Source organism: Vibrio sp. Vf1514, assembly GCF_052076135.1.
In the GTDB taxonomy this organism is placed as follows: domain Bacteria; phylum Pseudomonadota; class Gammaproteobacteria; order Enterobacterales; family Vibrionaceae; genus Vibrio; species Vibrio furnissii.
Map to the genome: position 1 here is coordinate 1558941 of NZ_CP197267.1, position 24661 is coordinate 1583601.

General features: G+C 50.1%; 20 protein-coding genes and 1 pseudogene. 8 read left to right on the forward strand and 13 right to left on the reverse strand.

Features of this window, described 5'->3' with window-relative positions; translation table 11 throughout:
- Nucleotides 1-80 precede the first annotated feature (80 nt).
- The 5 genes from potA (at nucleotide 81) to ACS18Q_RS07285 (ending at nucleotide 5123) form a co-directional block, all read left to right on the forward strand.
- Nucleotides 81-1217: a spermidine/putrescine ABC transporter ATP-binding protein PotA gene (gene potA, locus ACS18Q_RS07265; RefSeq protein WP_004725943.1), complete on the forward strand. Its 1137-nt coding sequence runs from the start codon at nucleotides 81-83 to the stop codon at nucleotides 1215-1217.
- The gene (gene potB, locus ACS18Q_RS07270) at nucleotides 1201-2058 is read left to right on the forward strand and encodes a spermidine/putrescine ABC transporter permease PotB (protein ID WP_014205083.1); all 858 of its coding nucleotides are present in this window, start codon (nucleotides 1201-1203) and stop codon (nucleotides 2056-2058) included. The genes potA and potB overlap by 17 nt, the downstream gene beginning before the upstream one ends.
- On the forward strand, nucleotides 2058-2828 hold the full coding sequence (gene potC / locus ACS18Q_RS07275; RefSeq protein ID WP_004725940.1) for a spermidine/putrescine ABC transporter permease PotC: 771 nt from the start codon (nucleotides 2058-2060) through the stop codon (nucleotides 2826-2828). The genes potB and potC overlap by 1 nt, the downstream gene beginning before the upstream one ends.
- A gap of 99 nt (nucleotides 2829-2927) precedes the next feature.
- A complete protein-coding gene (locus tag ACS18Q_RS07280) occupies nucleotides 2928-3959 on the forward strand; it encodes an extracellular solute-binding protein (protein ID WP_004725938.1) in 1032 nt (343 codons plus the stop codon).
- Nucleotides 3960-4082: 123 nt separating this feature from the next.
- Nucleotides 4083-5123 (forward strand): extracellular solute-binding protein, encoded by a 1041-nt coding sequence (locus ACS18Q_RS07285; protein WP_238825818.1) that lies wholly within the window; start codon nucleotides 4083-4085, stop codon nucleotides 5121-5123.
- Nucleotides 5124-5216: 93 nt separating this feature from the next.
- Here the strand turns inward: ACS18Q_RS07285 and cobB are convergent, their stop codons facing one another.
- The 11 genes and pseudogenes from cobB to ACS18Q_RS07340 form a co-directional block, all read right to left on the reverse strand.
- Nucleotides 5217-5954, reverse strand: a complete 738-nt coding sequence (gene cobB / locus ACS18Q_RS07290; protein WP_238772993.1) for a Sir2 family NAD+-dependent deacetylase — start codon at nucleotides 5952-5954, stop codon at nucleotides 5217-5219.
- Nucleotides 5955-6123: 169 nt separating this feature from the next.
- Nucleotides 6124-7344, reverse strand: coding sequence for an ammonium transporter (locus tag ACS18Q_RS07295; RefSeq protein WP_441257610.1), 1221 nt, complete (start codon nucleotides 7342-7344; stop codon nucleotides 6124-6126).
- A gap of 315 nt (nucleotides 7345-7659) precedes the next feature.
- Complete coding sequence (locus tag ACS18Q_RS07300) at nucleotides 7660-8082, reverse strand: hypothetical protein (RefSeq protein WP_014205079.1); 423 nt, start codon at nucleotides 8080-8082, stop codon at nucleotides 7660-7662.
- Complete coding sequence (locus ACS18Q_RS07305) at nucleotides 8069-9130, reverse strand: formate dehydrogenase subunit gamma (protein WP_041942686.1); 1062 nt, start codon at nucleotides 9128-9130, stop codon at nucleotides 8069-8071. The genes ACS18Q_RS07300 and ACS18Q_RS07305 overlap by 14 nt, the downstream gene beginning before the upstream one ends.
- Before the next feature lie 6 nt (nucleotides 9131-9136).
- On the reverse strand, nucleotides 9137-9745 hold the full coding sequence (gene fdh3B, locus ACS18Q_RS07310) for a formate dehydrogenase FDH3 subunit beta (protein ID WP_004725926.1): 609 nt from the start codon (nucleotides 9743-9745) through the stop codon (nucleotides 9137-9139).
- A gap of 11 nt (nucleotides 9746-9756) precedes the next feature.
- Nucleotides 9757-12612, reverse strand: a complete 2856-nt coding sequence (locus ACS18Q_RS07315) for a formate dehydrogenase subunit alpha (protein WP_441257611.1) — start codon at nucleotides 12610-12612, stop codon at nucleotides 9757-9759.
- A gap of 10 nt (nucleotides 12613-12622) precedes the next feature.
- Complete coding sequence (locus ACS18Q_RS07320; RefSeq protein WP_014205076.1) at nucleotides 12623-12820, reverse strand: twin-arginine translocation signal domain-containing protein; 198 nt, start codon at nucleotides 12818-12820, stop codon at nucleotides 12623-12625.
- 76 nt (nucleotides 12821-12896) lie between these two features.
- Nucleotides 12897-13504, reverse strand: a pseudogene (locus tag ACS18Q_RS07325) (TorD/DmsD family molecular chaperone).
- A gap of 63 nt (nucleotides 13505-13567) precedes the next feature.
- Nucleotides 13568-15229, reverse strand: coding sequence for a 4Fe-4S binding protein (locus tag ACS18Q_RS07330; protein ID WP_441257612.1), 1662 nt, complete (start codon nucleotides 15227-15229; stop codon nucleotides 13568-13570).
- A 200-nt stretch (nucleotides 15230-15429) separates the two neighbouring features.
- Nucleotides 15430-15981, reverse strand: coding sequence for a DUF3306 domain-containing protein (locus tag ACS18Q_RS07335; RefSeq protein WP_441257613.1), 552 nt, complete (start codon nucleotides 15979-15981; stop codon nucleotides 15430-15432).
- Complete coding sequence (locus ACS18Q_RS07340) at nucleotides 15971-16432, reverse strand: DUF3305 domain-containing protein (RefSeq protein WP_441257614.1); 462 nt, start codon at nucleotides 16430-16432, stop codon at nucleotides 15971-15973. The genes ACS18Q_RS07335 and ACS18Q_RS07340 overlap by 11 nt, the downstream gene beginning before the upstream one ends.
- Nucleotides 16433-16734: 302 nt before the next feature.
- Here ACS18Q_RS07340 and ACS18Q_RS07345 point away from each other — a divergent pair, with 302 nt between their 5' ends.
- The 3 genes from ACS18Q_RS07345 (at nucleotide 16735) to ACS18Q_RS07355 (ending at nucleotide 20994) form a co-directional block, all read left to right on the forward strand.
- On the forward strand, nucleotides 16735-17574 hold the full coding sequence (locus ACS18Q_RS07345; protein WP_238773008.1) for a formate dehydrogenase accessory sulfurtransferase FdhD: 840 nt from the start codon (nucleotides 16735-16737) through the stop codon (nucleotides 17572-17574).
- Between the two features lie 172 nt (nucleotides 17575-17746).
- A complete protein-coding gene (locus ACS18Q_RS07350; RefSeq protein WP_038151139.1) occupies nucleotides 17747-20095 on the forward strand; it encodes an AAA family ATPase in 2349 nt (782 codons plus the stop codon).
- The gene (locus ACS18Q_RS07355) at nucleotides 20095-20994 is read left to right on the forward strand and encodes a mechanosensitive ion channel family protein (protein WP_014205071.1); all 900 of its coding nucleotides are present in this window, start codon (nucleotides 20095-20097) and stop codon (nucleotides 20992-20994) included. Before ACS18Q_RS07350 ends, ACS18Q_RS07355 begins: the two co-directional genes overlap by 1 nt.
- A 119-nt stretch (nucleotides 20995-21113) precedes the next feature.
- Here ACS18Q_RS07355 and ACS18Q_RS07360 read toward each other — a convergent pair whose 3' ends face one another.
- Together ACS18Q_RS07360 and ACS18Q_RS07365 are read right to left on the reverse strand one after the other, a co-directional pair.
- Nucleotides 21114-23162 (reverse strand): sensor histidine kinase, encoded by a 2049-nt coding sequence (locus ACS18Q_RS07360; protein ID WP_441257628.1) that lies wholly within the window; start codon nucleotides 23160-23162, stop codon nucleotides 21114-21116.
- Nucleotides 23152-24621, reverse strand: a complete 1470-nt coding sequence (locus ACS18Q_RS07365; RefSeq protein WP_441257615.1) for a sigma-54-dependent transcriptional regulator — start codon at nucleotides 24619-24621, stop codon at nucleotides 23152-23154. Before ACS18Q_RS07365 ends, ACS18Q_RS07360 begins: the two co-directional genes overlap by 11 nt.
- Nucleotides 24622-24661: the final 40 nt, after the last annotated feature.

A 24661-nucleotide genomic window follows, 5' to 3' on the forward strand; every position in this document is an offset into this window, starting at 1 on the left:
GTTTCCATGATGATTATGATTCGCGCCTTACTTGGTGTATTGCTACAGGTCTAATCAGTAGAGCGAATCTACGGACCAAGGTGGGAGAAAAACAGACGTTGAACGAACAAAATTCAGTAGGAAAGCCAGTTATTCGTCTTTCTGGCATTAGTAAAAGTTTCGATGGTAAGGAAATCATCAGTCGCTTAGATCTTGATGTAAACCACGGTGAATTCCTAACCATATTGGGGCCATCTGGTTGTGGTAAAACCACCGTCCTGAGAATGATCGCCGGTTTTGAGACGGCAGATGAAGGTCAAATTCTTCTTGATAGTCAAGATGTTACTTCCGTTCCTGCTGAGCAAAGACACGTCAACACTGTCTTCCAAAGCTATGCACTCTTCCCGCATATGACGGTATTCGAGAACGTTGCATTTGGTCTGCGTATGCAGAAAGTGCCAACGGCAGAGATCGAACCTCGCGTTCTAGAAGCGCTGAAGATGGTGCGTCTTGAGCAAATGGCTCAACGTAAACCGCATCAACTTTCTGGTGGTCAGCAACAGCGTATTGCGATTGCTCGTGCTGTCGTCAACAAACCGAAAGTATTGCTGCTGGATGAATCGCTGTCTGCACTGGATTACAAATTACGTAAACAGATGCAAATCGAGCTCAAACAGCTGCAACGTCAATTAGGCATTACCTTTATTTTCGTAACTCACGATCAGGAAGAAGCCCTGTCGATGTCGGACCGTATCATCGTGATGCGTGACGGTGTGATCGAACAAGATGGCTCTCCACGTGAAATTTACGAAGAACCGAAGAACCTGTTTGTTGCCCGCTTTATCGGTGAAATCAACGTGTTCAACGCCGTGATGCAAGAGCGTCTGGATGAAAAACGCGTGCGTGTTGAAATCGAAGGCGTTGATTCGGTCGTTTATTACGATCAAGACGTTAACTCGGGTGATAAGTTGCAAGTTCTGCTTCGTCCTGAAGATTTGCGTATTGAAGAGATTAAAGAGTCTGAAACCAACGGTATTTTGGGTCGAGTGACCGATCGTACCTATAAAGGCATGACGCTGGAATCGATCATTGAACTAGAAGATTCTGGTATGCGCGTACTGGTTAGCGAATTCTTTAACGAAGATGATCCGGATGTGGACCACTCTATCGGCCAGAAAGTCGCAATCACTTGGGTTGAAAGCTGGGAGGTAGTCCTCAATGATGAGCAAAAAGCTTAGTCTTCAAAACGCGATCATTACCCTCATTGTTGGTTGGTTGGTTCTATTTGTTCTGATCCCTAACCTTATGATCGTGGGGACCAGTTTTCTAACGCGTGATGAAGCCAATCTGATTGACCTCACATTCACGCTTGAAAACTACGCGCGTTTATTGGATCCGCTGTATGCCAAAGTCATGCTGCACTCGTTCTATATGGCGATTGTGGCCACTATTTTGTGCTTGATTATCGGTTACCCATTTGCCTACATCGTGGCCAAAATGCCCGAGAAATGGCGCCCAATCATGCTGTTTTTGGTGATTGTGCCGTTTTGGACTAACTCTCTGATCCGTACTTACGGCTTAAAGATTGTTCTGGGGACGCAAGGGATTTTGAACCAAGCGCTGATGGGCATTGGTTTGATTGATACTCCGATTCGTCTGATGTACACCGAGACTGCGGTCATGATTGGTCTGGTTTACATTCTGCTGCCATTTATGATTCTGCCGCTCTACTCTGCGATTGAGAAACTAGACGGCACTTACATTGAAGCGGCGCGCGATTTGGGAGCTAACAAACTGCAAACGCTCACCAAAGTGATCCTGCCTCTGACGATGCCGGGTATCATCGGCGGTTGTTTGCTCGTGCTGCTTCCTGCGTTGGGCATGTTCTACATTGCTGACCTGCTGGGCGGGGCGAAGAACTTGCTCATTGGTAATGTGATTAAGAGCCAAGTGCTGAACGCGCGTGACTGGCCGTTTGGCGCTGCAACCAGTATTGCATTGACGATGGCCATGGCGGTCATGCTGTATGCGTACTACCGCGCAGGTAAACTGTTGAACAAAAAAGTGGAGCTAGACTAATGGGAAGAGCAGTTAGATTTAGCTTTATGAGCTTAGTGTACTTATTTTTGTACCTACCGATCATCGTGCTGATTGCCAACTCGTTTAACGACAACAAATTCGGCATTAAATGGGGTGGATTTACGGTTAAGTGGTACCACGCTCTTGTTGCCAATGACAGCTTGATGCAAGCGGCTTGGCACTCCTTGAACGTGGCGGTCTTTTCTGCCACGGCGGCAACCATTATTGGTAGCCTGACAGCAGTTGCCCTATTCCGTTACCAGTTCAAAGGCAAAGGGATGGTTAACGGGATGCTATTTGTTGTGATGATGTCCCCAGATATTGTCATGGCAATTTCTCTACTTGCGCTATTCTTAGTGTTGGGTGCAAAACTGGGCTTCTTTACCCTGTTGATTGCACACATTACATTCTGTTTGCCATTTGTGGTGGTGACGGTTTACAGCCGCCTCAATGGGTTTGACGTGAAAATGTTGGAAGCCGCAAAAGATTTGGGTGCCAGCGAATGGGTGATTTTGAAAAAAATCATTCTGCCTTTGGCAAAACCTGCGGTTGCTGCGGGTTGGTTATTAAGTTTCACTCTGTCGCTAGATGACGTGATTATCAGCTCATTTGTGACTGGACCAACCTACGAAATTCTACCTTTGAAGATTTACTCGATGGTTAAAGTGGGTATTTCGCCAGAAGTCAACGCACTTGCTACAGTGATGTTAGTGATTTCTTTAGTACTTGTTATCACTTCACAGTTGTTAGCAAGGGAAAAAGTGAAGTAGAATTCAATTTCTTAAAAAGCACGAAACAGAATGACTTACGTCATTCTGTTTTTCTATCTAACGCCCGAATGGGCAACGTTTGGTTTGGAGCTAACGTCAATGAAAAAATGGGCTACTCTATTGGCTGGTAGTGCATGTGCGCTTTCACTGTTTACGGGTACAGCAGCAGCGGAAGATAAAGAACTGGTATTTATGAACTGGGGACCGTACATCAACAGCGGCATTCTGGAACAATTTACTAAGGAAACAGGCATCAAAGTGATTTACTCGACTTACGAGTCGAATGAAACACTCTACGCTAAGCTCAAAACGCATAACGAAGGTTACGATCTGGTTGTTCCATCAACCTACTTCGTTTCTAAGATGCGTGATGAGGGTATGCTTCAGAAAATTGATAAATCAAAGCTTTCAAACTTCAAAAATTTGGATCCAAACTATCTGAACAAACCTTATGATCCAAACAACGATTACTCAATTCCTCACGTTGTTGCGATCACCGGTTTGGCAGTGAACACCGACATGTACGATCCAAACGATTTCCAAAGCTGGGGCGACCTGTGGAAACCGGAATTGGCCGGCCAGTTGATGCTGATGGATGACACGCGTGAAGTGTTCCATATCGCACTACGTAAACTGGGTTACTCAGGTAACACGACTGACGACAAACAGATCGACGAAGCTTACGCTGAACTACAAAAACTGATGCCAAACGTTTTGGTTTTCAACTCGGATAACCCAGCAGCACCTTACCTGTCTGGTGAAGTTGGCCTAGGCATGTTGTGGAACGGTTCAGCAGCAGCAGCGCAAAAAGAAGGTCTTCCTCTGAAACTGGTTTTCCCGAAAGAAGGCGGTATCGGTTGGGTTGATAACTTTGCGATTGCATCTGGCGCGAAAAACGTAGAAGCGGCACACAAGATGATCGACTTCTTGCTGCGTCCTGAAATTGCAGAGCAAATCTCGCGTGACACGGGTTACCTCACCGGCGTGAAAGCATCGAACGACAAGTTCCAAGACATCGCACCCCTCTTCCCTTCTCAAGAAGATCTGGACCGTGTTGAATGGCAAGCAGCTGTTGGCGACAAAACTGTGAAGTACGAAGATTACTTCATGAAGCTGAAAGCGGGTCAGTAAACTCCGAAAATGAATGAAATAGGCAGCCTTGGCTGCCTATTTTTTTTTGAGCTGGTATACTCTTCCCCCCAAATGAACACGCTCCTGCCTGGCTAGGCTCTTGCACTACATCATGGAAAAGTAATGAAAAGTAAACTGTATGCTGGCGCACTATGCGCTGCGACTCTATTCACTACCAATGCAATTGCTGACGACCAACAACTGTATTTCTACAACTGGTCTGAATATATTCCTAACGAAGTCTTGGAAGATTTCACTAAGGAAACTGGTATTAAAGTCATCTACTCGACCTATGAGTCCAATGAAAGCATGTATGCGAAATTGAAAACTCAAGGCTCGGGTTACGATTTGGTTGTGCCATCAACCTATTTCGTTTCAAAAATGCGCAAAGAAGGTATGTTGCGCGAAATCGATAAATCAAAATTGAGTCATTTTTCGGATTTGGATCCTAACTATTTGAACAAGCCTTTCGATCCGGACAACAAGTACTCGATTCCTTACATCTGGGGCGCAACTGGTATTGGTATCAATACTGACATGCTGGACAAATCTTCCGTGAAAAACTGGGGCGACCTGTGGGACGCGAAGTGGGAAGGTCAGCTGATGATGATGGATGATGCACGTGAAGTGTTCCACATCGCGCTTAGCAAACTTGGTTACTCACCCAACACCACCGATCCCAAAGAAATCGAAGCGGCTTATCACGAACTGAGAAAGCTGATGCCAAACGTGTTGGTCTTTAACTCGGATTTCCCAGCGAACCCATATTTGGCGGGTGAAGTTTCTCTGGGCATGTTGTGGAATGGTTCTGCATACATGGCTCGTGAAGAAGGCGCGCCAATTGAAATCATCTGGCCAGAGCAAGGCACGATTTTCTGGATGGACAGCATCGCGATTCCAGTCGGTGCGAAAAACGTAGAAGCTGCGCACAAAATGATCGACTTCCTGCTACGCCCTGAAAATGCAGCGAAAATTGCGCTGGAAATTGGCTACCCAACGCCAGTAAAAACCGCATACAGCCTGCTGCCTGCTGAATTTGCAAATGATCCGAATGTCTTCCCGCCTCAATCTGTGATGGACAGTGGCGTTTGGCAAGATGAAGTCGGCGAAGCCGCCGCGCTGTACGAAGAGTACTTCCAAAAGCTTAAAGTGAATTCGAAGTAATTCGCAACCAAGCAAAAAGCGGCCATTGGCCGCTTTTTTTATCCCTGTCTCTCCATCACGATATCTACCGCCTATTGGCGCGCGATGTTATCGTCACGCGTGCTTGATGGTCGGTTCTTGTAATGCCAGAATTTCTTCGACTAGACGTGGGACTTCTACGCTGGCTTTACCGTAGCGTTTCTCGGCGAATTCACTTTCTACCGCACTCGGCTCTAAGTTAATTTCAATCGTGTGCGCGCCATGCATTTTCGCGTCGTGGACAAAACCAGCCGCTGGATACACCACGCCGGACGTGCCAATCGAAATAAATAGATCCGCTTGTTCCAACGCAGCATAGATATCGCCCATGCGCAGTGGCATTTCCCCAAACCACACAATGTGTGGACGCATCTGAGAAGGCATCTGGCAGCAATGACACAACTCCCCAGTGAGAATGTCATCTTTATGCTCAACCACTTGATTGGAGACGCTACAGCGCGCTTTCAGTAGCTCGCCGTGCATGTGGATGATGTTTTGACTGCCGCCACGTTCGTGCAGGTTATCGATATTTTGGGTGATGATGGTGACGCTGCCTTCGAGCGTTTTCTCTAACTTACCCAGCGCGATGTGCGCAGCATTGGGTTGGATACTCTCAGACTGGAGTTTACGGCGGCGTTGATTGTAGAAATCTTGGACGAGATTCGGATCTCGCTCAAACCCTTCCGGTGTCGCGACATCTTCGATTCGGTGATTTTCCCATAGTCCGTCTTGGGCTCGGAAAGTTTGAATCCCGGATTCTGCCGAGATGCCTGCACCCGTCAGTACAACAACATTGCGATACGGAAAATTCATACAACGTCCTTTTATTTTGCTTTTCGGCTAGCTTAGCACCGATGCCCCGACATCCCTAGCTTTGCGGATTAGACCATAGTATTAATTCAAACAACAAAGCCCTCTTCTGTGAGCCCAAATGCAAAAGAGCAGGTTCATCACCTGCTCTTTCATCCCAGAGTGTGGCGTACTACTCTTCGTTCACTGAAGAGATTTTATGAATTGCCAAATCGGCCCCGTTAAACTCATCTTCTTCCGAGAGACGCAAGCCTGAAACGCGATTCAGCGCGCCGTACACGACAAACGCACCAACGACCGCAACCCCAATGCCCAATCCGGTTCCCAGCACTTGCACGACGAAACTAACACCGCCCATGCCGCCCAATGCAGCTTGACCGAAGATCCCCGCAGCAATGCCGCCCCACGCGCCACATACGCCGTGCAATGGCCAAACGCCCAGCACATCGTCAATTTTGGTTTTGTTTTGTAACTGCGTAAACAGCCACACGAACAACGCGCCAGCGATCGCACCCGTCACCAATGCGCCAAGTGGATGCATTAAATCCGATCCCGCACAAACTGCGACTAAGCCTGCTAACGGGCCATTGTGAATGAAGCCGGGGTCATTTTTGCCGGCAATTAACGCGGCTAAAATCCCGCCAACCATGGCCATCAAGGAGTTCATCGCAACCAAGCCGCTAATGCCGTTGAGGGTTTGTGCGGACATAACGTTGAACCCAAACCAACCCACACTGAGGATCCACGCGCCAAGCGCTAAGAACGGAATGTTCGATGGTGCGAAGTTGGTGTGTTTGCCTGCGCGAATGCGCCCTTTCCGCATGCCCAAAAAAATCACTGCAATCAGCGCAATCCAGCCGCCGACACCATGTACAACCACAGAACCTGCGAAATCATGAAACCCGACGCCGAAGCTAGATTCAAACCACGCTTGAATGCCGCAATTTCCGTTCCAGATGATGCCTTCAAAGAATGGATACACGATCCCGACGGTGAAAAATGTCGCCATCAATATAGGGTAGAAACGGGCGCGCTCTGCAATGCCGCCTGATACGATGGCGGGGATTGCTGCGGCAAACGTCAATAGAAAGAAGAATTTTACCAACTCATAACCGTTCCCCTGCGACAACGTTGCGGCATCAGAAAAGAAGTTGGCGCCGTAGGCAATCCAATACCCAATAAAGAAATAGGCAATGGTGGACACGCCAAAATCGGCCAGAATTTTCACCAGCGCATTGACTTGGTTTTTCTTTCGGACGGTTCCCACTTCCAGAAATGCAAATCCTGCATGCATCAAAAACACCATAATGGCGCCAAGCAGCAAAAATAAAGTATCTGAACTTTGGGTCAGGGTTTGAACGGCACCTTGTACCTGACTTACGGTTTCACTCATTCTCATTTACTCCATAACAAAGTAGTGCACTAATCCTGTGCTACTCGTTTAAATTTTCACCAAGTTGGTGAGGTTATTCTATTTTTTCACTGATAGAGCAAGATACGTTCCAATGATTGAAGGTTATATTAATGACTGGTAAGCAATTAATAAGTGATTGAAATGATTTAAATAAGTAAAAAGATGAGTTGAAACGTGGTGAATGGGTTGGTTTATACTGGTGCGGACAATGCACCAATATGGAGAAATGGCACTACTTTGATGCGCACTGGAATGTTGCGCAAAAAAACACCCGGTATAAAACCGGGTGTTGAATCAGAGATTAGGGCCGTTCGATGGCTTATGCGGAATATCGCTTTTCAACTGCTTCATCCCCTGCACCATGCGCCCGATCCAGATCAGCATGGCAAAACACGCAATCAGTGCGCCGATGTAAGGAATGGCGTACCCCACACTGTTGAGCCAAGAATTGGCGTACCAGTATCGGTTAACGCCAATAATCAAGCCGTTGGAGGTCGCAACGGTGACAAGCAAGACCACAAAGAAAGTCAGAAACAAGAAGAAGCTGCGAATCAGCCCATAATAGTGAGAATTCGCCACCTCCCCATCTTCGTTCTTGTCCAGACGATAGCCCGCGTAAATGATCCCAATCACGCCGGATACCAAACAGGTGAACGGTGTCAGTAAGCTGGCGATATAAACAAACCACACGGCGCCGTTTTGACTAGCGGGTTTCATGCTTAGGCTCTCCTGTCACAACGTGATGTGTCTTTTCAGCGGCGTCCGCTTCTTCGATTTGGCCTTGCTGCTTCATCTCTTCGTACCAAAGATCGTGATGCTCTTTGGCCCAAGTTTCATCAACTTTGCCAGTGACCATCCCTTCTAATGCACCCTCCATACCGAACAAACCAATGTAAATATGGAAGATGAAACCGCAGATCAGAATCAACGCGGAAATCATGTGCACCAAATTCGACAGTTCCATATCACGGCGCGTTTGACCGAAGATGGGAAAATCCAACACCAATCCACTGAATGCCGCGAACGCGCCAAAAAAGATTAGCAGCCAATAAATGGCTTTCTCACCACCGTTGGAGAAACCGGCCGACGGGTGGCTGCCTTTGTGTTTGCCTGCCATGCCGCCCAGCTTCATAAACCAATGCAGATCCACTTTGCTAAACAGTGACTTACGCCACCACTTGAGCAGAATAAACACCAGCAACACAAAGAATATCGGCCCCATGTAGTTATGGTACTGCTTGGCGGCATACACAATGAATCCCCAAAGATCCGTCGGCACATAGGGTTTCAAAAAGTGTTTGCCATACACCAGCATCAAGCCACTGAACGCCAGGGTTAAAAAGGTAAACGCCATGCTCCAGTGCAGCGCGCGGTCCAAACGCGACCAACGTTTCAGTTTCCGCCCAGTTCTCGGCTTACTCAGCATCAGCGGCCCCATAACCACATAGGCAAAAATCACCATCGCGATACTGCCAAAAATGGCGACTGCGCCAGCCGGTGACATCCATTTTTCTTTCAAGATGAACCAGGTTTCGCCGGGTTTGCTGATCAATACGCCATGTTCAGGGGACTGAGACGTGGTATAGCCCGACTCTCCTTGGCGAACCTGACGCCAGTAATCTGCGCCTGCCAGTTGCGTGATTTCTCTTTGCACCACATCTGGTTTGCTTTTCTCTTCGGCAAACGAAGGTTGAACAGCAAAGCACATCAGTGCTGCCAGCAACGGCAGCACATACCGAGTGGCGCGCATCCAAATATGTCGCATCACCACTTAGCTCCTTGTTGCATCGTAAGAGAGATCTTCACCATCGGTCCAACCAGCACCTTTGGCACCACGTTCCACCACACGCTGACGGAAGATGTCAGACACTTTCTCGGCATCACCCGCCATCAGTGCTTTGGTTGAGCACAGTGACGCACACATGGGCAGTTTGCCTTCGGCAATCCGGTTGGCGCCGTATTTCTTGCGCTCTTCTTCCGAACCCGGCTCGGTTTCCGGGCCGCCAGCACAGAAAGTACATTTGTCCATCTTGCCGCGTTCACCAAACGCCGACTGTTTTGGAAACTGCGGCGCGCCAAACGGACACGCAAACAAGCAGTAACCGCACCCGATGCAGAGATCTTTGTTGTGCAGCACGATCCCGTCTTCGGTATGCACAAAACAGTCAGCCGGACACACCGCCATACACGGCGCGTCGGTACAGTGCATACACGCCACTGAGATCGAGTTTTCGCCCGGTTCGCCATCGTTTAACGTCACCACGCGGCGGCGTTGAATGCCCCACTCTAGTGCGTCGTCGTTTTCATTCTTACATGCCGTGACACAACCGTTACACTCGATGCAGCGTTTGGTATCACATAGAAATTTCATTCTGGCCATGATTGCGCTCCTTACGCTTTACGAATGTTACACAGGGTGACTTTGGTTTCCTGCATTTGAGTGGTTGGATCGTAACCGTAGGTGGTCGCAATGTTCGCGGAATCACCGACAACGTAAGGTTGCGTGCCTTCTGGATACTTGCTGCGTAAATCTTCGCCTTGATAAATACCGCCGAAGTGGAATGGAATGAACGCCATGCCCGGTTTCACGCGGCGTGTGACCATGGCTTTGACATGGATGCGGCCTTTCTCAGCCCCTTCCACCCAGACGTATTCGCCATCTTTGAACCCGAGATCGTTGGCATCTTTCGGGTTCACTTCCACAAACATCTCTTGTTGAAGTTCCGCCAGCCAAGGGTTCGAACGGGTTTCTTCACCGCCCCCTTCGTATTCCACCAAACGACCCGATGTCAGAATGATGGGGTACTCTTGCGAGACGTCTTTGTCCTGAATCGATTTATACAGCGTTGGCAAACGATAGATTGACTCGGCATCATCCCACGTTGGGTAGTCGGCAATCAGATCGCGACGCGGCGTATAGAGCGGTTCGCGGTGCAAAGGCACGCGGTCTGGGAACGTCCAGACAATCGCGCGAGCTTTGGCGTTGCCAAACGGAATACAGCCATGTTTGATGGCAACGCGTTGAATGCCGCCGGACAAGTCTGTTTTCCAGTTTTTGCCTTCGGCTTCCGCTTTCTCTTCTAGTGTCAGATCGTCCCACCATCCAAGGTGTTTCAGCAATTTGTCGCTGAATTCTGGATAGCCGTCTTCAATTTCACTGCCTTTGGAGAAACTGTCTTCTGATAGTAAGCTCTTGCCTTCAAATTCAACCCCATAACGCGCGCGGAATGTCCCGCCGCCTTCGGCCACAGGTTTTGACGTGTCGTACAGAATGTGGGTGCCGGGGTGCTTCATTTCTGGCGTGCCCCAACAAGGCCAAGGCAGACCGTAGGTTTCACCATGTACTGGGCCGCCTTCTGCTGCCAAGGTGGTTTTATGGAAGGTATGCCAGTTTTGTTGGTGCGCTTTGAGGCGCTCTGGGCTTTGGCCGCTGTAACCGACGGTCCACATGCCTTTGTTGAACTCACGCGTGACGTCTTCAATCACCGGTTGATTGTTCTCGACACGAATGTGTTTGAACAGCTGATCGGCGATGCCCAATTTTTTCGCCATCAAGTACATGATTTCGTGATCGGGCTTAGAGTCAAACAGCGGCTGAATCACTTGATCGCGCCACTGAATCGAACGGTTCGATGCGGTCACGCTGCCGTAAGTCTCGAATTGCGTCGTTGCTGGCAGCAGATACACGCCATCAGTGCGGTCGTTCATGACTGCCGCTACCGTTGGGTACGGGTCAACAATGACCATCATGTCGAGCTTTTGCATCGCTTTTTTCATTTCGACGCCACGGGTTTGCGAGTTCACCGCATGGCCCCAGTAAAACATGGCGCGAATGTTGTCGCGCTGCTCGATGTTCGCTTTGTTTTCCAGCACGCCATCAATCCAGCGAGAGACCGGAATGCCCATGTTGTTCATCGGTTTCTGACCGCGATATTCGTTTTGGTCGAAACGATCTTTAAGCCACGCAAAATCGAGATCCCAAACGCGGCACCAATGTTTCCACGCCCCGTCGGCTAAGCCGTAATAGCCCGGCAATGTGTGCGACAACACGCCAAGGTCGGTCGCGCCCTGCACGTTATCGTGACCACGGAAAATGTTCGCGCCGCCGCCTGATTTGCCCAAATTACCCAGTGCCAGTTCCAACACACAATATGCACGAGTGTTGTTGTTGCCGGTGGTGTGCTGGGTACCGCCCATACACCACACCACGCAACCAGGACGGTTCTCAGACAGAATTTTCGCAGTTTGATACACTTCGGCTTCCGAAATGCCCGTCACGCGCTCCACTTCTTTTGGGTTCCATTTCGCAACTTCTTCACGAATTTCGTCCATGCCAAACACACGTTGGCGAATGAACTCTTTGTCTTCCCACTGATTTTTGAACACGTGCCATAAAATGCCCCAAATGAACGCGACGTCGGTGCCCGGACGCAGCGAGACAAAATAGTCGGCTTTGGCGGCGGTGCGGGTACGGCGAGGATCCGCAACCACGATTTTGCAGCTGTTTTTCTCTTTCGCGATCAGGATGTGCTGCATCGCCACCGGGTGCGCTTCGGCTGGGTTAGAACCAATGAACAGGATCGACTTACAGTTGTGCATGTCGTTAAACGAGTTGGTCATCGCGCCATAACCCCAGGTGTTGGCGACGCCAGCGACCGTGGTGGAGTGACAAATCCGCGCTTGGTGATCCACATTGTTGGTGCCCCAAATCGACGCCATTTTGCGGAACAGATACGCTTGCTCGTTGCTGTGTTTCGCGCTGCCAAGCCAGTAAACTGAATCTGGGCCGGATTCTTGACGAATTCTTAGGGCTTCATCGCCGATCTCGGTGATTGCTTGATCCCACGAGATCTTTTTCCATTTGCCGCCTTCTAACTTCATGGGGTATTTCAAGCGACGTTCACCATGGCCATGCTCACGCAGCGCTGCACCTTTGGCGCAGTGACCGCCGGCGTTAAAGGGGTGGTCAAATGCGGGCTCTTGGCCGGTCCATACGCCGTTTTGTACTTCGGCGTAAATACCACACCCGACTGAACAGTGTGAACAAATGGTGCGTTTGACTTCGGTTTTTGCGCTGCGATCCACGTCGCTTGCTTGTGCTTTCTTAATCATGCCCGGCGCAAACAACGCTGCACCGACAGCGGCGCCCCCTGCGGCCAGCGAGGTATTTTTCATGAACGCACGGCGGCTGATACCAAGCTGATTCTTTTCCTTGCTCGTGCTGTCTGAACGTTTGGTTAGTCTCATCACGGCGCTCCTATAGCGTGTCGTAGTAATCACGAATGTGTTGTGTTTCGTGATACCCTTTTTTCAGCGTATCTTTCGCTTCGACGGGCTTTTCACTCGCGACTGCGTGCTGAGAAACGCCCGTCACGACAGCGCCTGCGACCGCGGCGGTTCCGAGACCTTTGAGCAGCTCACGTCTGCTTTCGTTGATCGGTTTTTCTTCTTTCATCATTGCTTCCTTTTCCCTTTCCCGTGATTTGACACGTCGGTGTCAACACGGGTTGGTTCGTCTGCTTTTCTTATCGTCATTGCTGAGCTTTATCGGTGAGGTTTTTTACCTCAATTCGGTGTGTATTACGGCGACTTGCTGGCGCTTGTGTGAGCGCAATATTCTCCAGTGTCAGGAACGCCAACAGTAACTGAGCGACGGACAGATAAAACTGCGCGTGCTGAGCCTGTTGAATTTGGTCCACCAGCTTTTCAAACCACGGTGAAATATGGCGATTAAAAAACGCCTGCTGCGCGCCATCATTGGCGTCGCACAGATAGGCCATGCTTTCGCACAAGGCGGCCATGTGATCTTCCGGCTCTTTCACCGACGCATCACGCTCCAACCCAAGTTCATTGAGGTGGAATCGTATCTCTGCCAATGGTTTTTCCATCAGCGAACCGGTCAAATGCCATGATGCAAACGGACCACTTCGCCTCGGCCAATGCCGATGAATAGCTCTTGATACTCTTGTGCAAGTTCTGTTGGCTGCGTGGTTTGTGCGGCTTGTGTTAACGCGCGCCACGCATCAGCCATCGGCGTGCCGTTGTTTTCATAGTCCAACTGGCTAAGGAATTCGACCAGTGACGGTGACGGCACATCACGCAGCAACGTCGCCAGCAGCAAATAGATGTCTGAGCGCATCGAGGCGGTGGTGTCCGAGGCGGTGGTGTCGTTCAATGGATCGTGTGGCATCTCTCGTTCTCCTTAGTAGCGCAGTTGTTTTTCGGGATCATTGGCCATCGACTCAAACACATCGACAACGCGGCAGTCTTCGCACATCGCAATGCGATCCAGAGACGCTTGATCGGAGAAATGGGAGTGACCACGTAACTTATCTTGCAGCATGGTGATCATCGATTGAGGCGCAAACGGCTTGTGACAACGCAGGCATTTCGCCGGCTCTTCTTGATGCAAGGTCACCACCGATTGACGCTGAGTAGCATTCCAATTGAGTTGTTGAACTGCCGTGAGCGCGTTCTCCGGGCAGGCTTTCACACATAACCCACATTGCACGCAATCTTGCTCAACGAATTTCAGCGACGGTAGCTCCCCTTCATGATGCAGCGCGCGGGTTGGACACACCGCCACACAGCTCATGCACAAGGTGCAATCGGTGGTTGAACACGCAATGGCGCCATAAGGTGCTGTGGCCGCCAGTGGCTGCGCGTTCAATTCTGTGCCACGCGCTGTCGCTAGCGCATCAAGCGCGACGTATAAACGATCGCGTTTCTTGCCATCTAGCTCGCCAATGTGCAAACCAAGAGGTTCATCACACAGGGTTGGTGCCGCTTCGCGTAGCGATTCGAGATAAAGTATGTCGATGGTTTCTTTGCGAATACCAAGATGAGCCAAAAAGCTTTGCGCCAGACTTACTTCTTGATTGAGTATGCGCAGAATGGTTGGCGGCATATGACGACTGGCAGCAAACAACACTTGCGTCGCACCATTGACCAGCGCGGCAAACCAAGTATCGATCCCCACCGAAGGCAGCTCTTCAACTGTCACTGGCATGACGTTGTCAGGCAGTACTCGCAGCGCCATCAAGTTGTATTGTTCGTGACGCGAGCTACAAATCAGCACGATCGGCTTTTCGCCGCCCGCTTGATGATAGTTATGTAGCAAACGCTCAATGAATTTCTGCGTTTCGGTCGGGTTTGGCAACGCGTAGTGAATGGCTTCGGTTGGACACGATGTGGCGCAAGTGCCCACGCCTTGACACAAATACGGGTTGATTTGAATGCGATGACCGGTCTGCTCGGAGCCTTCGCTGGATAAGGCGCCGGCTGGACACGCATCGACACATCGGTCACACCCTTTGACGCCACGCGATGAATGCGCGCACAAATCGGTATCGAGACGAAAGTATTTGGGTTTATCGAACGTGCCCATCAAATCGGGAATTTCTTCCAGCGCATCGGAGAGTTTCGGAAACCCGCGTCCAACCGGGAAATACCCCGGCACGGGCACTTCTTCACTCATCACGCCATTGAGCGACATATCCAGCACGATATCAAAGCAGTCGAGATCAAGTGCTGCATTGGCGAGATTAATACGCTGACCATGATTTTCGACGGTGACATTAAAGGCCCCAAGAAAGCCGCTGATTTCAACCGTATCCGCAAAATAGAGCTGCTCATGCGTTCCCTGTTCGCCATCGACCGACAGCAGCGTGATGGACGCCATTTGAGACAATTGCAGCGCGGTGCGTTCAATCAGACTGGTGGGGCCGAGAATCAATGTATGACCGCCGCTCTCGTAGCTGACGGTCGGTGGGATCAGGTTGGTCAGCTCCACCGTGTTTTCAATGGCAAACCACCGCGCGCTGCCATTGGGTGACGTCGCTTGTTGCAGAAATTGTTTTAACATTGCTCGTTTCCATGATTGAAGCGAATCTTTTGTGTTCGCTCTTTTTTGATGAAAATAGCAATTAATGTTCCAACCTGATTTTGACCGTCAATTCAGCCCGTTAACCCGATTTCGCGCCGTTCTCGTTGCGACAAAAACAAAGGGTGAGACAAATTGTCGCACCCTGTTTCTCATTCAATAGGTCAAAATGTACCTACGATTTATGTGGTAATTTTTGTCTCATGTTTTGTCTCCTGCTTTACCTCATGGGTAGTCGCATCGGAATCTGAGTTTTGGGCCGGTTCTACCGCAGCGGTTTGCTCAGATTCACTTGGCATGGCGTCGATGTGACTGCTGTCACCGTCAAGTTTCTCGTCCACGTCGGTAGTTTGAATACCCTCTTCGGCTTTGTTCATCCAATCTCGTAGCCCCTGTGCCACTTCAGCGCTGAGAGATTTCACTGCGGTGTAGTCATGATCGTAATCGTTGAGGCGATCGACTTCACTGAACTCACCACTCAAAAACAGTTTACGCAGCGCGGCCTTTTTTACCTGCTGAGTTGCTTCTGAAGCCAGCAATGCCGCAATCGAAGGCGCTTTGGCGTCTTGGGTCGTCTCTTCAGCGCTGCCGATATGTGCTTCTGTGAGTTCAACGTCTTCGGTATGCTCCGCATCCGTTTCGACACTCGCAGTAGGCGCCTCAACTAACGCTGATTCCTCTTGCGGTTCCAGTTTGCGCTGAGACCAACGGGATAAAAACGATTCACTGGCCACTGGCTCTCCCCGCGCCTTTGCGCTTCTTACGTTTCACTTCCAATAGTTCGCCATGACGGCCGATGAAGGCTTCCATCCACGCCTGCACAGGCAGCGGCATTTCATTCGACAAAACCAAGTAATCGCCATCCATATACTGGCCTGCCACGCTCTGAGATGCGGTCAAACGAATGATATTGGGTCGGGCGTCTTCTTCGGGATTTTCAAGCACCAGAAAGAGTTTGGGTTGCTGAGAGCTGAGGTTAAAGCGGTAATCGGTGCGTTCATCACGATACAGCTCAAGAATGGCCGGATACGGCGCGTCATCAGCCTGCAATAGAAAGCCTTTGAGTTGCCATTGGGTGGTGACCCACATACCCGTCGTGATTTCATGCGCCACCAGTTCGCAACCGAGTGGCCAGGTGGTCTCTGTTTTCGCTGTATCCAAAATGGTGGAGTGTGTGTCTGACATGGGGATACCTAATCGTTCTTGGTTTGATTGGCTTGTTCTATCGTGGTTGCGATTCAACGTCGCTGCTCACGAGAACCCAATCATATTTGTTGGCGTATTCACGTGAATTAGCAATTATTGCGCCAGTCGTCCGCTATCACGAGGGGCGCGCCACATGCGTGTGATTAACGATTAGACCGTTTTGGATTTTTTCGCTAGTGTTGAAGTCAGATTTGGAACAATCCTTGCTGAGGACTCCCCTTATCCGATAGCGCGCTTCAGAACCCGTGAAGACATGATGTGCAATACAACAGGAATTGGCAGTGACAAAACTTTCGATCATTAAAACCAGTGAAAACCCATTACAAACCATGGATGTGGAAGTGTATGACGAATACGGCGACAAGTTGGTGAAGTCCATCGCCTGTGAACGTCCGTTAACGGTGCTGCTGAACTGGAAAGAGATTGTCACCTTGATGACGTTAGGCTCTCGGCCGGAAGCGTTAGTGTTGGGGTATTTGAAGAATCAGGGATTTATTACCGATCCGGATGCACTCGATTCGGTGATCATTGACTGGGAAACCAGCTCCGCGGCAGTCGTCACCAGAGAAAACTTGGATCATCTTGAGCCAGCCTTGAAGAAAAAGACCGTCACCTCCGGTTGTGGCCAAGGCACCATGTACGGGAATGTCATGAAATTGTTGGAAAATTACCAAGTTCCGCAAATTCTACTGAAACAATCTGAAATATATGCGGCACTGGAAGCGCTGACTCATTACAATGACACCTATAAGAAAGCAGGTGCTGTACATGGGTGTGCAGTGTGTCAGGGAAATCAGGTGCTTTCCTTCGTAGAAGATGTTGGCCGTCACAACGCGGTGGACACCCTTGCTGGGGAAATGTGGCTGAATGGCGTCCGCGGTGAAGATAAAATTTTCTACACCACAGGGCGCTTGACGTCGGAAATGGTCATTAAAGTCGCGCAGATGGGGATACCCGTGTTGTTATCCCGCTCTGGCGTGACACAAATGGGGTTGGAGCTGGCACATCAGTTCGGCATCACCACCATTGCCAGAGCAAAAGGGTTGCGTTTCCAAATATACAGTGGTGTCGACAAAGTAACCTTTGATGTTAAAGGTCACCTTGCCGACGAGAATGCGTAACGCATCGAGTAGGCTCCCCCTACGGTGTGACATTGCCACGCCACGTTCACATTCCTCCCCGTCATTTCGCCTGCCGATATGGAGTCGCGATCCCAATCTTGAGTCGCGACTCTGGCTGTGTATCAACTACACTAAATTCTCATAATCAATAAGTTAACTAAGCGAATCCTCTATGCAGGCAGTGTCTCGAGTCTTACTCTTGTTATGTTGGTGTGTGGCGTTTCCCGCCTTGGCGGAATGGGAATACGACCACGTTGATTTGATCCCCAAAGCGTCGGACAGCGCACTTGAATTGGAAAAACAAGTCTCGGCTTTACCGGAACCGTTGTTTATGTCCCGAAGCGAGCAGCAGAAAGTGAACCTGTTGCTGCGTGAAACCATCAAATCGCAGCGCGATACGGTGGAGCAGTTTGAACACTATCTTGATAACTATCGCCATCAAAGCGATGAACTCAACTGGTTCAATCTGCAACAAAGCTATTTGTCTCTCGCCAGCCTCTCCTACTCAAAACAGCAATTGTTGTCGCTCACCGATGCATACACGCGTGAAGAGCTCACCGGTTTTGGCCCCGGCGGCGTCACACAATTCAAACGCGAACTGAAACAGGTTCAACTCAATCTTGAATACCTGTTGCTGTTTCAAATTCGCAGTTTCCAATCGTTGGTCAACGACTTACTGATCTCGCCGGTGCCATTTATTTGGTCGGTGTGCAAAGTGCTGTTCATCTATGTCTTGCTGGTGTGGTGGTTGAGAAACAGCAAACACCTGATTGACTTGTTTTGGCAAAATTACCTCAAGGATAAACAGTCGCCGTCATTGTTGGCTCGCCTCGTGTGGTACATCAGCAGTGCAAACAAAGCGATTGCTTGGTTGATTGCGATCACCCTTTCGCTTCAGGTGCTGAGTGCCATTAAGAGTTTGCAGCATTTGGTGTTTCTCGAAATCTTCATTTGGTGGATTTGGGGAGGCTCGATTGCAGTCAGTCTGATATTGGAATTCACCTATCGTTCCAGCCACACCTCAAACAAAGCGTTGATCGCGCTGCGCCTGAGCACCATTCGCCGCATTGTCTGGACCATCATTGTGACGGGCGTTGTGCTACAAATCTCCATGCGCACATTGGGCAAAGGCACCATTTATACCTGGATTCTCAACACCATGTACGCATGGTTCTTGTTGATGATTATTTCGGTGCTCAACTTATGGCGTGAACGTATTTTTGCCATCGTGGAGAAAACACCCGATAAGCCGCTGTGGGTTTTGTGGGCCATCAGTAAAAAAGACACCTTTTTGATTCGCGTGGCAGCGACTTTGGTTGCCATGGTCTGGATTTCGGTACACGGCACGCAGCGCCGTTTGGTCTCTGCGTTGTCGAACTACACCTTTTTCAGTCAAGCGTTGGCGTACCTGTTTCGGATTGAAGCGGCGAAGCAAACCACCAACATTGCAGCCGATCAGAACTACGTCCGCATTCGGGGTGACGAAACGTTTAACTACGTCTTGCCCGGCACCATCGACAGCCCACTGGTTGATTATGCGCATGATGAAATCAAACAGCTTTCGCGCTATCTGCTGACTGACAGCCCCGCCATTTGTGTGGTAAGCGGTGAACGTGGCATTGGTACCACGACCTTGCTGTATACCCTACTCAACAAGGTGAAAAATGCCGAGCCGTTGTATCTCAACTGCCCATATTCCGGCTACAACGAACTGTTGTCGCTATTGGCGTTGAGCCTAGGCTTGGATGAAGACGCCACCGAAGTGCAGATTCTGGCGTATCTGCGTAAAAGCGAGCAAACCTATCTGATTGCCGTTGATAACGCGCAGCGGTTGGTGAAACCGATGGTGGGCGGGTTAAGCAGTTTAATGCGCTTGACCAACTTGTTGCGCCGCTCGAAGAAAAACCACCGCGTGGTGATGGCGATTGAAAAATCGAGCTGGCGTTTTGTGGACCGCGCGCGAGGCGAACGTTTGCTGTTTGACTGGGTGAGTATTCTGCCACGCTGGAGTGAAAAGCAGTTCGAAGATCTGCTCGACAGTCGCATCAATCCCGACGTGGAACATCCGGTCTCTTTCGATGGTTTGATCGTTCCCAAACAATGGGGCCAAGAAGAAAGCAGTGATGAAACGCGTGCTCGTCGCGGTTTCTATCGCATTTTGTGGCATTACGCCGATGGTAACCCGACGTTTGCGTTGCGCTTCTTCCGCCGCTCGCTCAATCGCAATAAAGAAACACAGCAGGTGGTGGTGCGCTTGTTCCACATTCCTGAATCTCAAGAGCTGGAAAAAATGCCCAAGCCGATGCTGGCGGTGCTGCGTTCGATTGTTCAACTCGAAGTGGCCGCGCCGGAAGAATTATCAGAATGTACGCAGCTCAGTGTGCCTGAAGTGATTGGCATCATGCGCTACTTTGAAAGCCGCGGTTACATTGAATGGGCTGAAGATAAAACCCGCGTATCTGACCACTGGTATCGCACCATTACCAACGTGCTCGACCGTCAACATTTGCTGGTGAAGTAATGAATACACTCTCTCGATTCAAATCATTTCGCTGGGCAGCACTACTGCTACTCGTATTGGCTCGCCCGGTTTGGGCGGCCGACGACTTGGCGAACCTAGAAGATTTTCAACAATTTGCCAGCTTGATCCGCTGGAGCGGCGTCTTCTTCTCGATGTTGATCATCGCGGCGACGTGGTTGTTGCTCAAATTTATGACCTCCTTGGTGGATGCCATCGGCTCTCAATTTGCGCAGTACCGAATGGTGCTGCACAAGTGTCACTCCTTCTTGCAGTTCTTTATCTACATGAGTGCGGGGATTGTGGTGTTCATGTTGAGCTTTCGCATCAACGACCACATCCTCGCGCTGATTGGCGGTACGCTAGCAGTGTCGGTGGGTTTCGCATTAAAAGACTTGGCCGCCTCTTTCATCGCGGGCATGACGGTGATGATTGACCGCCCGTTTCAAGTGGGTGACCGTGTCACGTTTGAAGGCAACTACGGCGATATTATTGCGATTGGTTTGCGTTCGGTACGCATGCGCACGTTAACGGACGACATCATCACCATTCCAAACAACAAATTCCTCAACGAAGTAACCATCAGTGGGAACTACGGGGCGTTGGACATGCAGGTGGTGATCCCTTTCTATGTTGGCATGGATGAAGATATTGAATTGGCGCGTAACCTGATTCAAGAAGCCGCATCGTCAAGCCGTTATATTCACCTGCCCAAACCGGTGACCGTGTTGGTGAAACAAACCATTACGGATAACTACTTGGCAGTACAATTGACCTGTAAGGCCTATGTGGTGGATACCGCGTACGAAAAGTTATTTGAAACCGACATTACCTTGCGGGTGATGAAAGAGTTCAAAAAACACGACATCAAACCGCCGAAGATCGCGGTGCAGGCGCAGTAAGCACCAAGCCCGCCTTAAGCTTTAGCGAGTAACTACAGTAAAAAGAGTAAATCAGTCAAAACGCCTCTCAAGATGAGAGGCTTTTTTTTTAACGACGGATGACGGTGTGTCGCGCTGATTTAAGACGCTTTGGTGATGAGTAGATGCGTATCGGCTTTACTCGGCAGATAAACGCTAAACGTACTGCCTTTGCCCCATTCGGATTGAACGCGAATTTCGCCGCCTGTTTGGCTGAGTAGGCTCTGTGAGACGGATAAGCCCAACCCCGTTCCGTCGCGCTTGGTGGTATAAAACGGATCAAAGACGCGTTTCAGGTATTCCGGCTTGATGCCACAGCCTTCATCTTCAATGTGAACGATGGCGCCCAACACGTCGCCGTGTTCACACCAATCTTCACTGCGAATGGTCAGCTTCCCTTTACCGTTCATGGCATGAATCGCATTCATTTGCAGGTTCACCAAAATCTGGAGCAGTTGATGGCGATTCACCTCCACTGAGCTTTGCGCTTGCAGATCGGTCACAAATTCAATGTCGCGCTTCTTCGAGCCGGTTTTAACCAACGTCATGCTTTCATCGATGATTGGGTTGACATGCTGCCAAGTGATTTCGTCCTGCACGCCGCCATGACGACTGTATTGCAACAAACTGCGCGTAATGTTTCGAATGCGGTCAATTTGCAACATGATGGCGTCGATTTCTTCTGTCACTCGATTGGCGTCTTCGCCCAATTCAAAACGAATTAGTTCGGTGTTGCCTAAGATCACCGCGGTCGGGTTGTTGATCTCATGGGCAATACCCGCCGTCAGCTCGCCCAACGCCGCGAGTTTTTCATGGACGATCAGCTTATCGCGGGTTTGGTTGAGTAATTGAATGTGATGCTCTAACTGCTCGGTTTTTTCTTGCAAGCTGGCGGTTCGGTCGAGCACTTTTTCCTCCAGCTCATGCGCGGCACGTTGGATCTCCTCATTGCGCTGCTGCAATAGATCCAGCATGTTGTCGAATTGCTTGGCCAACTGTGCCAGTTCGTGTTGCTCATCTAAACCAATCGCACCAATGCGCTGGTTTTTACCCAATTGAACCATTTTAACCACGCGGTGAATCCGCTCAATCGGGCGAAATAGATCGCGCGAACCTCGGTAAACAAACACGCCGGAGGCCAGCAGCAAAAGAATCGTCGCCACGCCGATCTCAATAATGTTCGTCAGATACGCTTTGACAAATGGCCACGCCAAATAGCCGGTATACAGCATACCGACCACGTTGTCGTATTGGTCTCGAATGGGTCGATATGCGGTGATGTACCACGCATCATAGACATAGGCTTTATCCACCCACTCTTTGCCCTGATTGAGCACTGTATCGCGCACCGCGTTGGAAACACGTGTACCAATCGCTCGGCCAGCGCTCTCATCACTGTCGAGCGGCACGTTGGTGCTGACCCGCAGGTCATCTAGAAAAATCGTCAGCGTACCGTTGGGCCGTAATTTGTCCTGTTTGATGGGATAAATCAGGTCGCGCGTTTGATCGACCAACACACTGCTGTTGTTGAGCAGCAACCCGCCATCCAGAAACCCGATGATGTCGTTATATTGGCTGAGTACCGGAATCACGGTGCGGCTGACGAGGCCGCGCTTTTCTGTTTGCGGTAAATCAGCGGTTTGAGGTAAATCAACGAATGGAATCTCGGCCCGTTTAGCCAACTGCGGGCTGAGTCTGGCCAATTCGTGTGACGACAGCACATCAAAAAACGATTCACGGCGAGTGAGATCGAGATAGCGAAACTTCTGCTCCAGCGTGTCCACGCGTTCAAACACCAGAAAGTCGAGGTCAAAGCGCTGCTTTTGCTCGTCAATCCATTGATTGAGCGTCTCATCCTGGTTGGATGTGAGAATTCGGGTTCGAAACTCATAGGAATCGCCAATCGCGCGAACATAACTGGCCTGCTTTTGTTGCAACAGCGTCATGCTGTTGTAGGCGACGCCCAAACGCTCCGACACATCCACCAAGGCGCTTTGCCAGGTGTAATGAATCGACCAATAGATGGAAATGACAATCAGCGCAATCAACGTAAACGCGATGGGTACGGATGTCAGTATCAGCAGCCGATAACGCACCATGGTTTTGACGCGTTGGTGCCACGTTTGCCACAGCGGGAGTTTAGCCAAGATTCTCTTGCTCATCGCCATCCCACTCTTTGAATTTACGCTCTAAGGTTTTGCGGGCGACGCCCAAGTCGCGCGCCGCTGCCGATTTGTTACCTTCATAAAAATCAACCAACTGCATGATGTGCGCTTTTTCCACTTCTTTCAGCGTCCAATGGTTGGGATACCCGGTTTCGCCTGTCTGCACGACGATCGCACTGTCGCTGAGTGCGGTATGGCTGGTTGGTTTGGTGGAGTTTTCTAGTGACGTTGTCACCTCATCAAGCACAGGGTAACCATGCAACTCACGCCAGTAATGCGCCGGTGGTTTGCCGAGTAAAATGCAGCGTTCAATTAAGTTTTTCAGCTCACGAATGTTGCCCGGCCAATCGTAATCCTGAATTGCGGAAACATCCTCATGTGCCCATTTGGGCAGCGGCATACTCAATTCCGCGCACAGGTTCTGGGTAAAAAACGGCACTAAATCAGTGAGATCCGCTTTGCGTTCACGCAGTGGGCTGACATCGATTTTGAGCACATTCAGGCGATAAAACAGGTCGCCGCGAAACCGCCCCTGTTCCACTTCTTGTATCAGATTTCGGTTGGTCGCTGCCACAACTCGCACATCAATGCTGATCTCTTTTTCAGAGCCCACTGGACGAATGGCGCGCTGCTCTAACACGCGTAGCAGCGCCGATTGCATGGCCAAAGGCATCTCGCCAATTTCATCCAGAAATAACGTGCCCCCATTGGCGACACGAAACAGTCCTTCCCGGCTTTTCTTGGCGCCGGTAAACGCGCCCGACGTATGACCAAACAGTTCACTTTCCAACAATTCTGGCGCAATGGCGCCACAGTTTACCGGCACGAACGGCCCTTGGCGCTCACTGGCTTCATGAATCGCTCGGGCGACCAACTCTTTGCCGGTGCCCGACTCACCTTCGATCAATACGGAGGCGCGGGACGGCGCAAATTGCAGGATCAACTGTTTCAGTTGTGCGGTTTTCTGCGATTGACCAATGATTTGAGTGGCGCAATGGCGTTGATAATCGCGCTGCAATGCGTACTGCATGCGCTCGTTGAGGCGCTTATCCATGCAGCGTTTGACCGCTTGCAGCATCTGTTCAAGGTTAAACGGTTTGAGAATGAAGTCCGACGCTCCCAGCTTGAGCGCACGGATGGCGGTTTCGAGATCGGCGTAACCAGTCATAAAGATCACATCCGCACGGCGGGATTCATCATTGAATGCTTCCTCCCACTCAATGCCGGAGCGGCCGGGAAGATTGATATCGAGAATAATCAGATCGTAATGTTGTTCACAACGCAGGGCTTCGGCATCTTCGATACTGCCGCTGCAGTCGACTTTGGAAAACCATTTTCCGAGCGATTTTTTGAGGATGGCTTGCATGCCAGGTTCATCATCCACGACGAGAACAGAAAAGGCCTGGTATTGCAGAGACGGTTGCAAATCAAACGTTTGAGACATAATGGATTCTAGTTACCTAGTGAGACATATCGACGCAATT

Excerpts from the sequence above, each read along its gene's own strand:
- ACS18Q_RS07320 (WP_014205076.1), bottom strand. The coding sequence starts at position 12,820 with ATGAAAGAAGAAAAACCGATCAACGAAAGCAGACGTGAGCTGCTCAAA.
- ACS18Q_RS07330 (WP_441257612.1), bottom strand. The coding sequence starts at position 15,229 with ATGTTAAAACAATTTCTGCAACAAGCGACGTCACCCAATGGCAGCGCG.
- ACS18Q_RS07355 (WP_014205071.1), top strand. The coding sequence starts at position 20,095 with ATGAATACACTCTCTCGATTCAAATCATTTCGCTGGGCAGCACTACTG.
- ACS18Q_RS07340 (WP_441257614.1), bottom strand. The coding sequence starts at position 16,432 with ATGTCAGACACACACTCCACCATTTTGGATACAGCGAAAACAGAGACC.
- ACS18Q_RS07315 (WP_441257611.1), bottom strand. The coding sequence starts at position 12,612 with ATGAGACTAACCAAACGTTCAGACAGCACGAGCAAGGAAAAGAATCAG.
- potB (WP_014205083.1), top strand. The coding sequence starts at position 1,201 with ATGAGCAAAAAGCTTAGTCTTCAAAACGCGATCATTACCCTCATTGTT.
- ACS18Q_RS07365 (WP_441257615.1), bottom strand. The coding sequence starts at position 24,621 with ATGTCTCAAACGTTTGATTTGCAACCGTCTCTGCAATACCAGGCCTTT.
- cobB (WP_238772993.1), bottom strand. The coding sequence starts at position 5,954 with ATGAATTTTCCGTATCGCAATGTTGTTGTACTGACGGGTGCAGGCATC.
- ACS18Q_RS07280 (WP_004725938.1), top strand. The coding sequence starts at position 2,928 with ATGAAAAAATGGGCTACTCTATTGGCTGGTAGTGCATGTGCGCTTTCA.
- ACS18Q_RS07295 (WP_441257610.1), bottom strand. The coding sequence starts at position 7,344 with ATGAGTGAAACCGTAAGTCAGGTACAAGGTGCCGTTCAAACCCTGACC.
- ACS18Q_RS07350 (WP_038151139.1), top strand. The coding sequence starts at position 17,747 with ATGCAGGCAGTGTCTCGAGTCTTACTCTTGTTATGTTGGTGTGTGGCG.
- ACS18Q_RS07285 (WP_238825818.1), top strand. The coding sequence starts at position 4,083 with ATGAAAAGTAAACTGTATGCTGGCGCACTATGCGCTGCGACTCTATTC.
- potC (WP_004725940.1), top strand. The coding sequence starts at position 2,058 with ATGGGAAGAGCAGTTAGATTTAGCTTTATGAGCTTAGTGTACTTATTT.
- ACS18Q_RS07305 (WP_041942686.1), bottom strand. The coding sequence starts at position 9,130 with ATGCGACATATTTGGATGCGCGCCACTCGGTATGTGCTGCCGTTGCTG.
- fdh3B (WP_004725926.1), bottom strand. The coding sequence starts at position 9,745 with ATGGCCAGAATGAAATTTCTATGTGATACCAAACGCTGCATCGAGTGT.
- ACS18Q_RS07300 (WP_014205079.1), bottom strand. The coding sequence starts at position 8,082 with ATGAAACCCGCTAGTCAAAACGGCGCCGTGTGGTTTGTTTATATCGCC.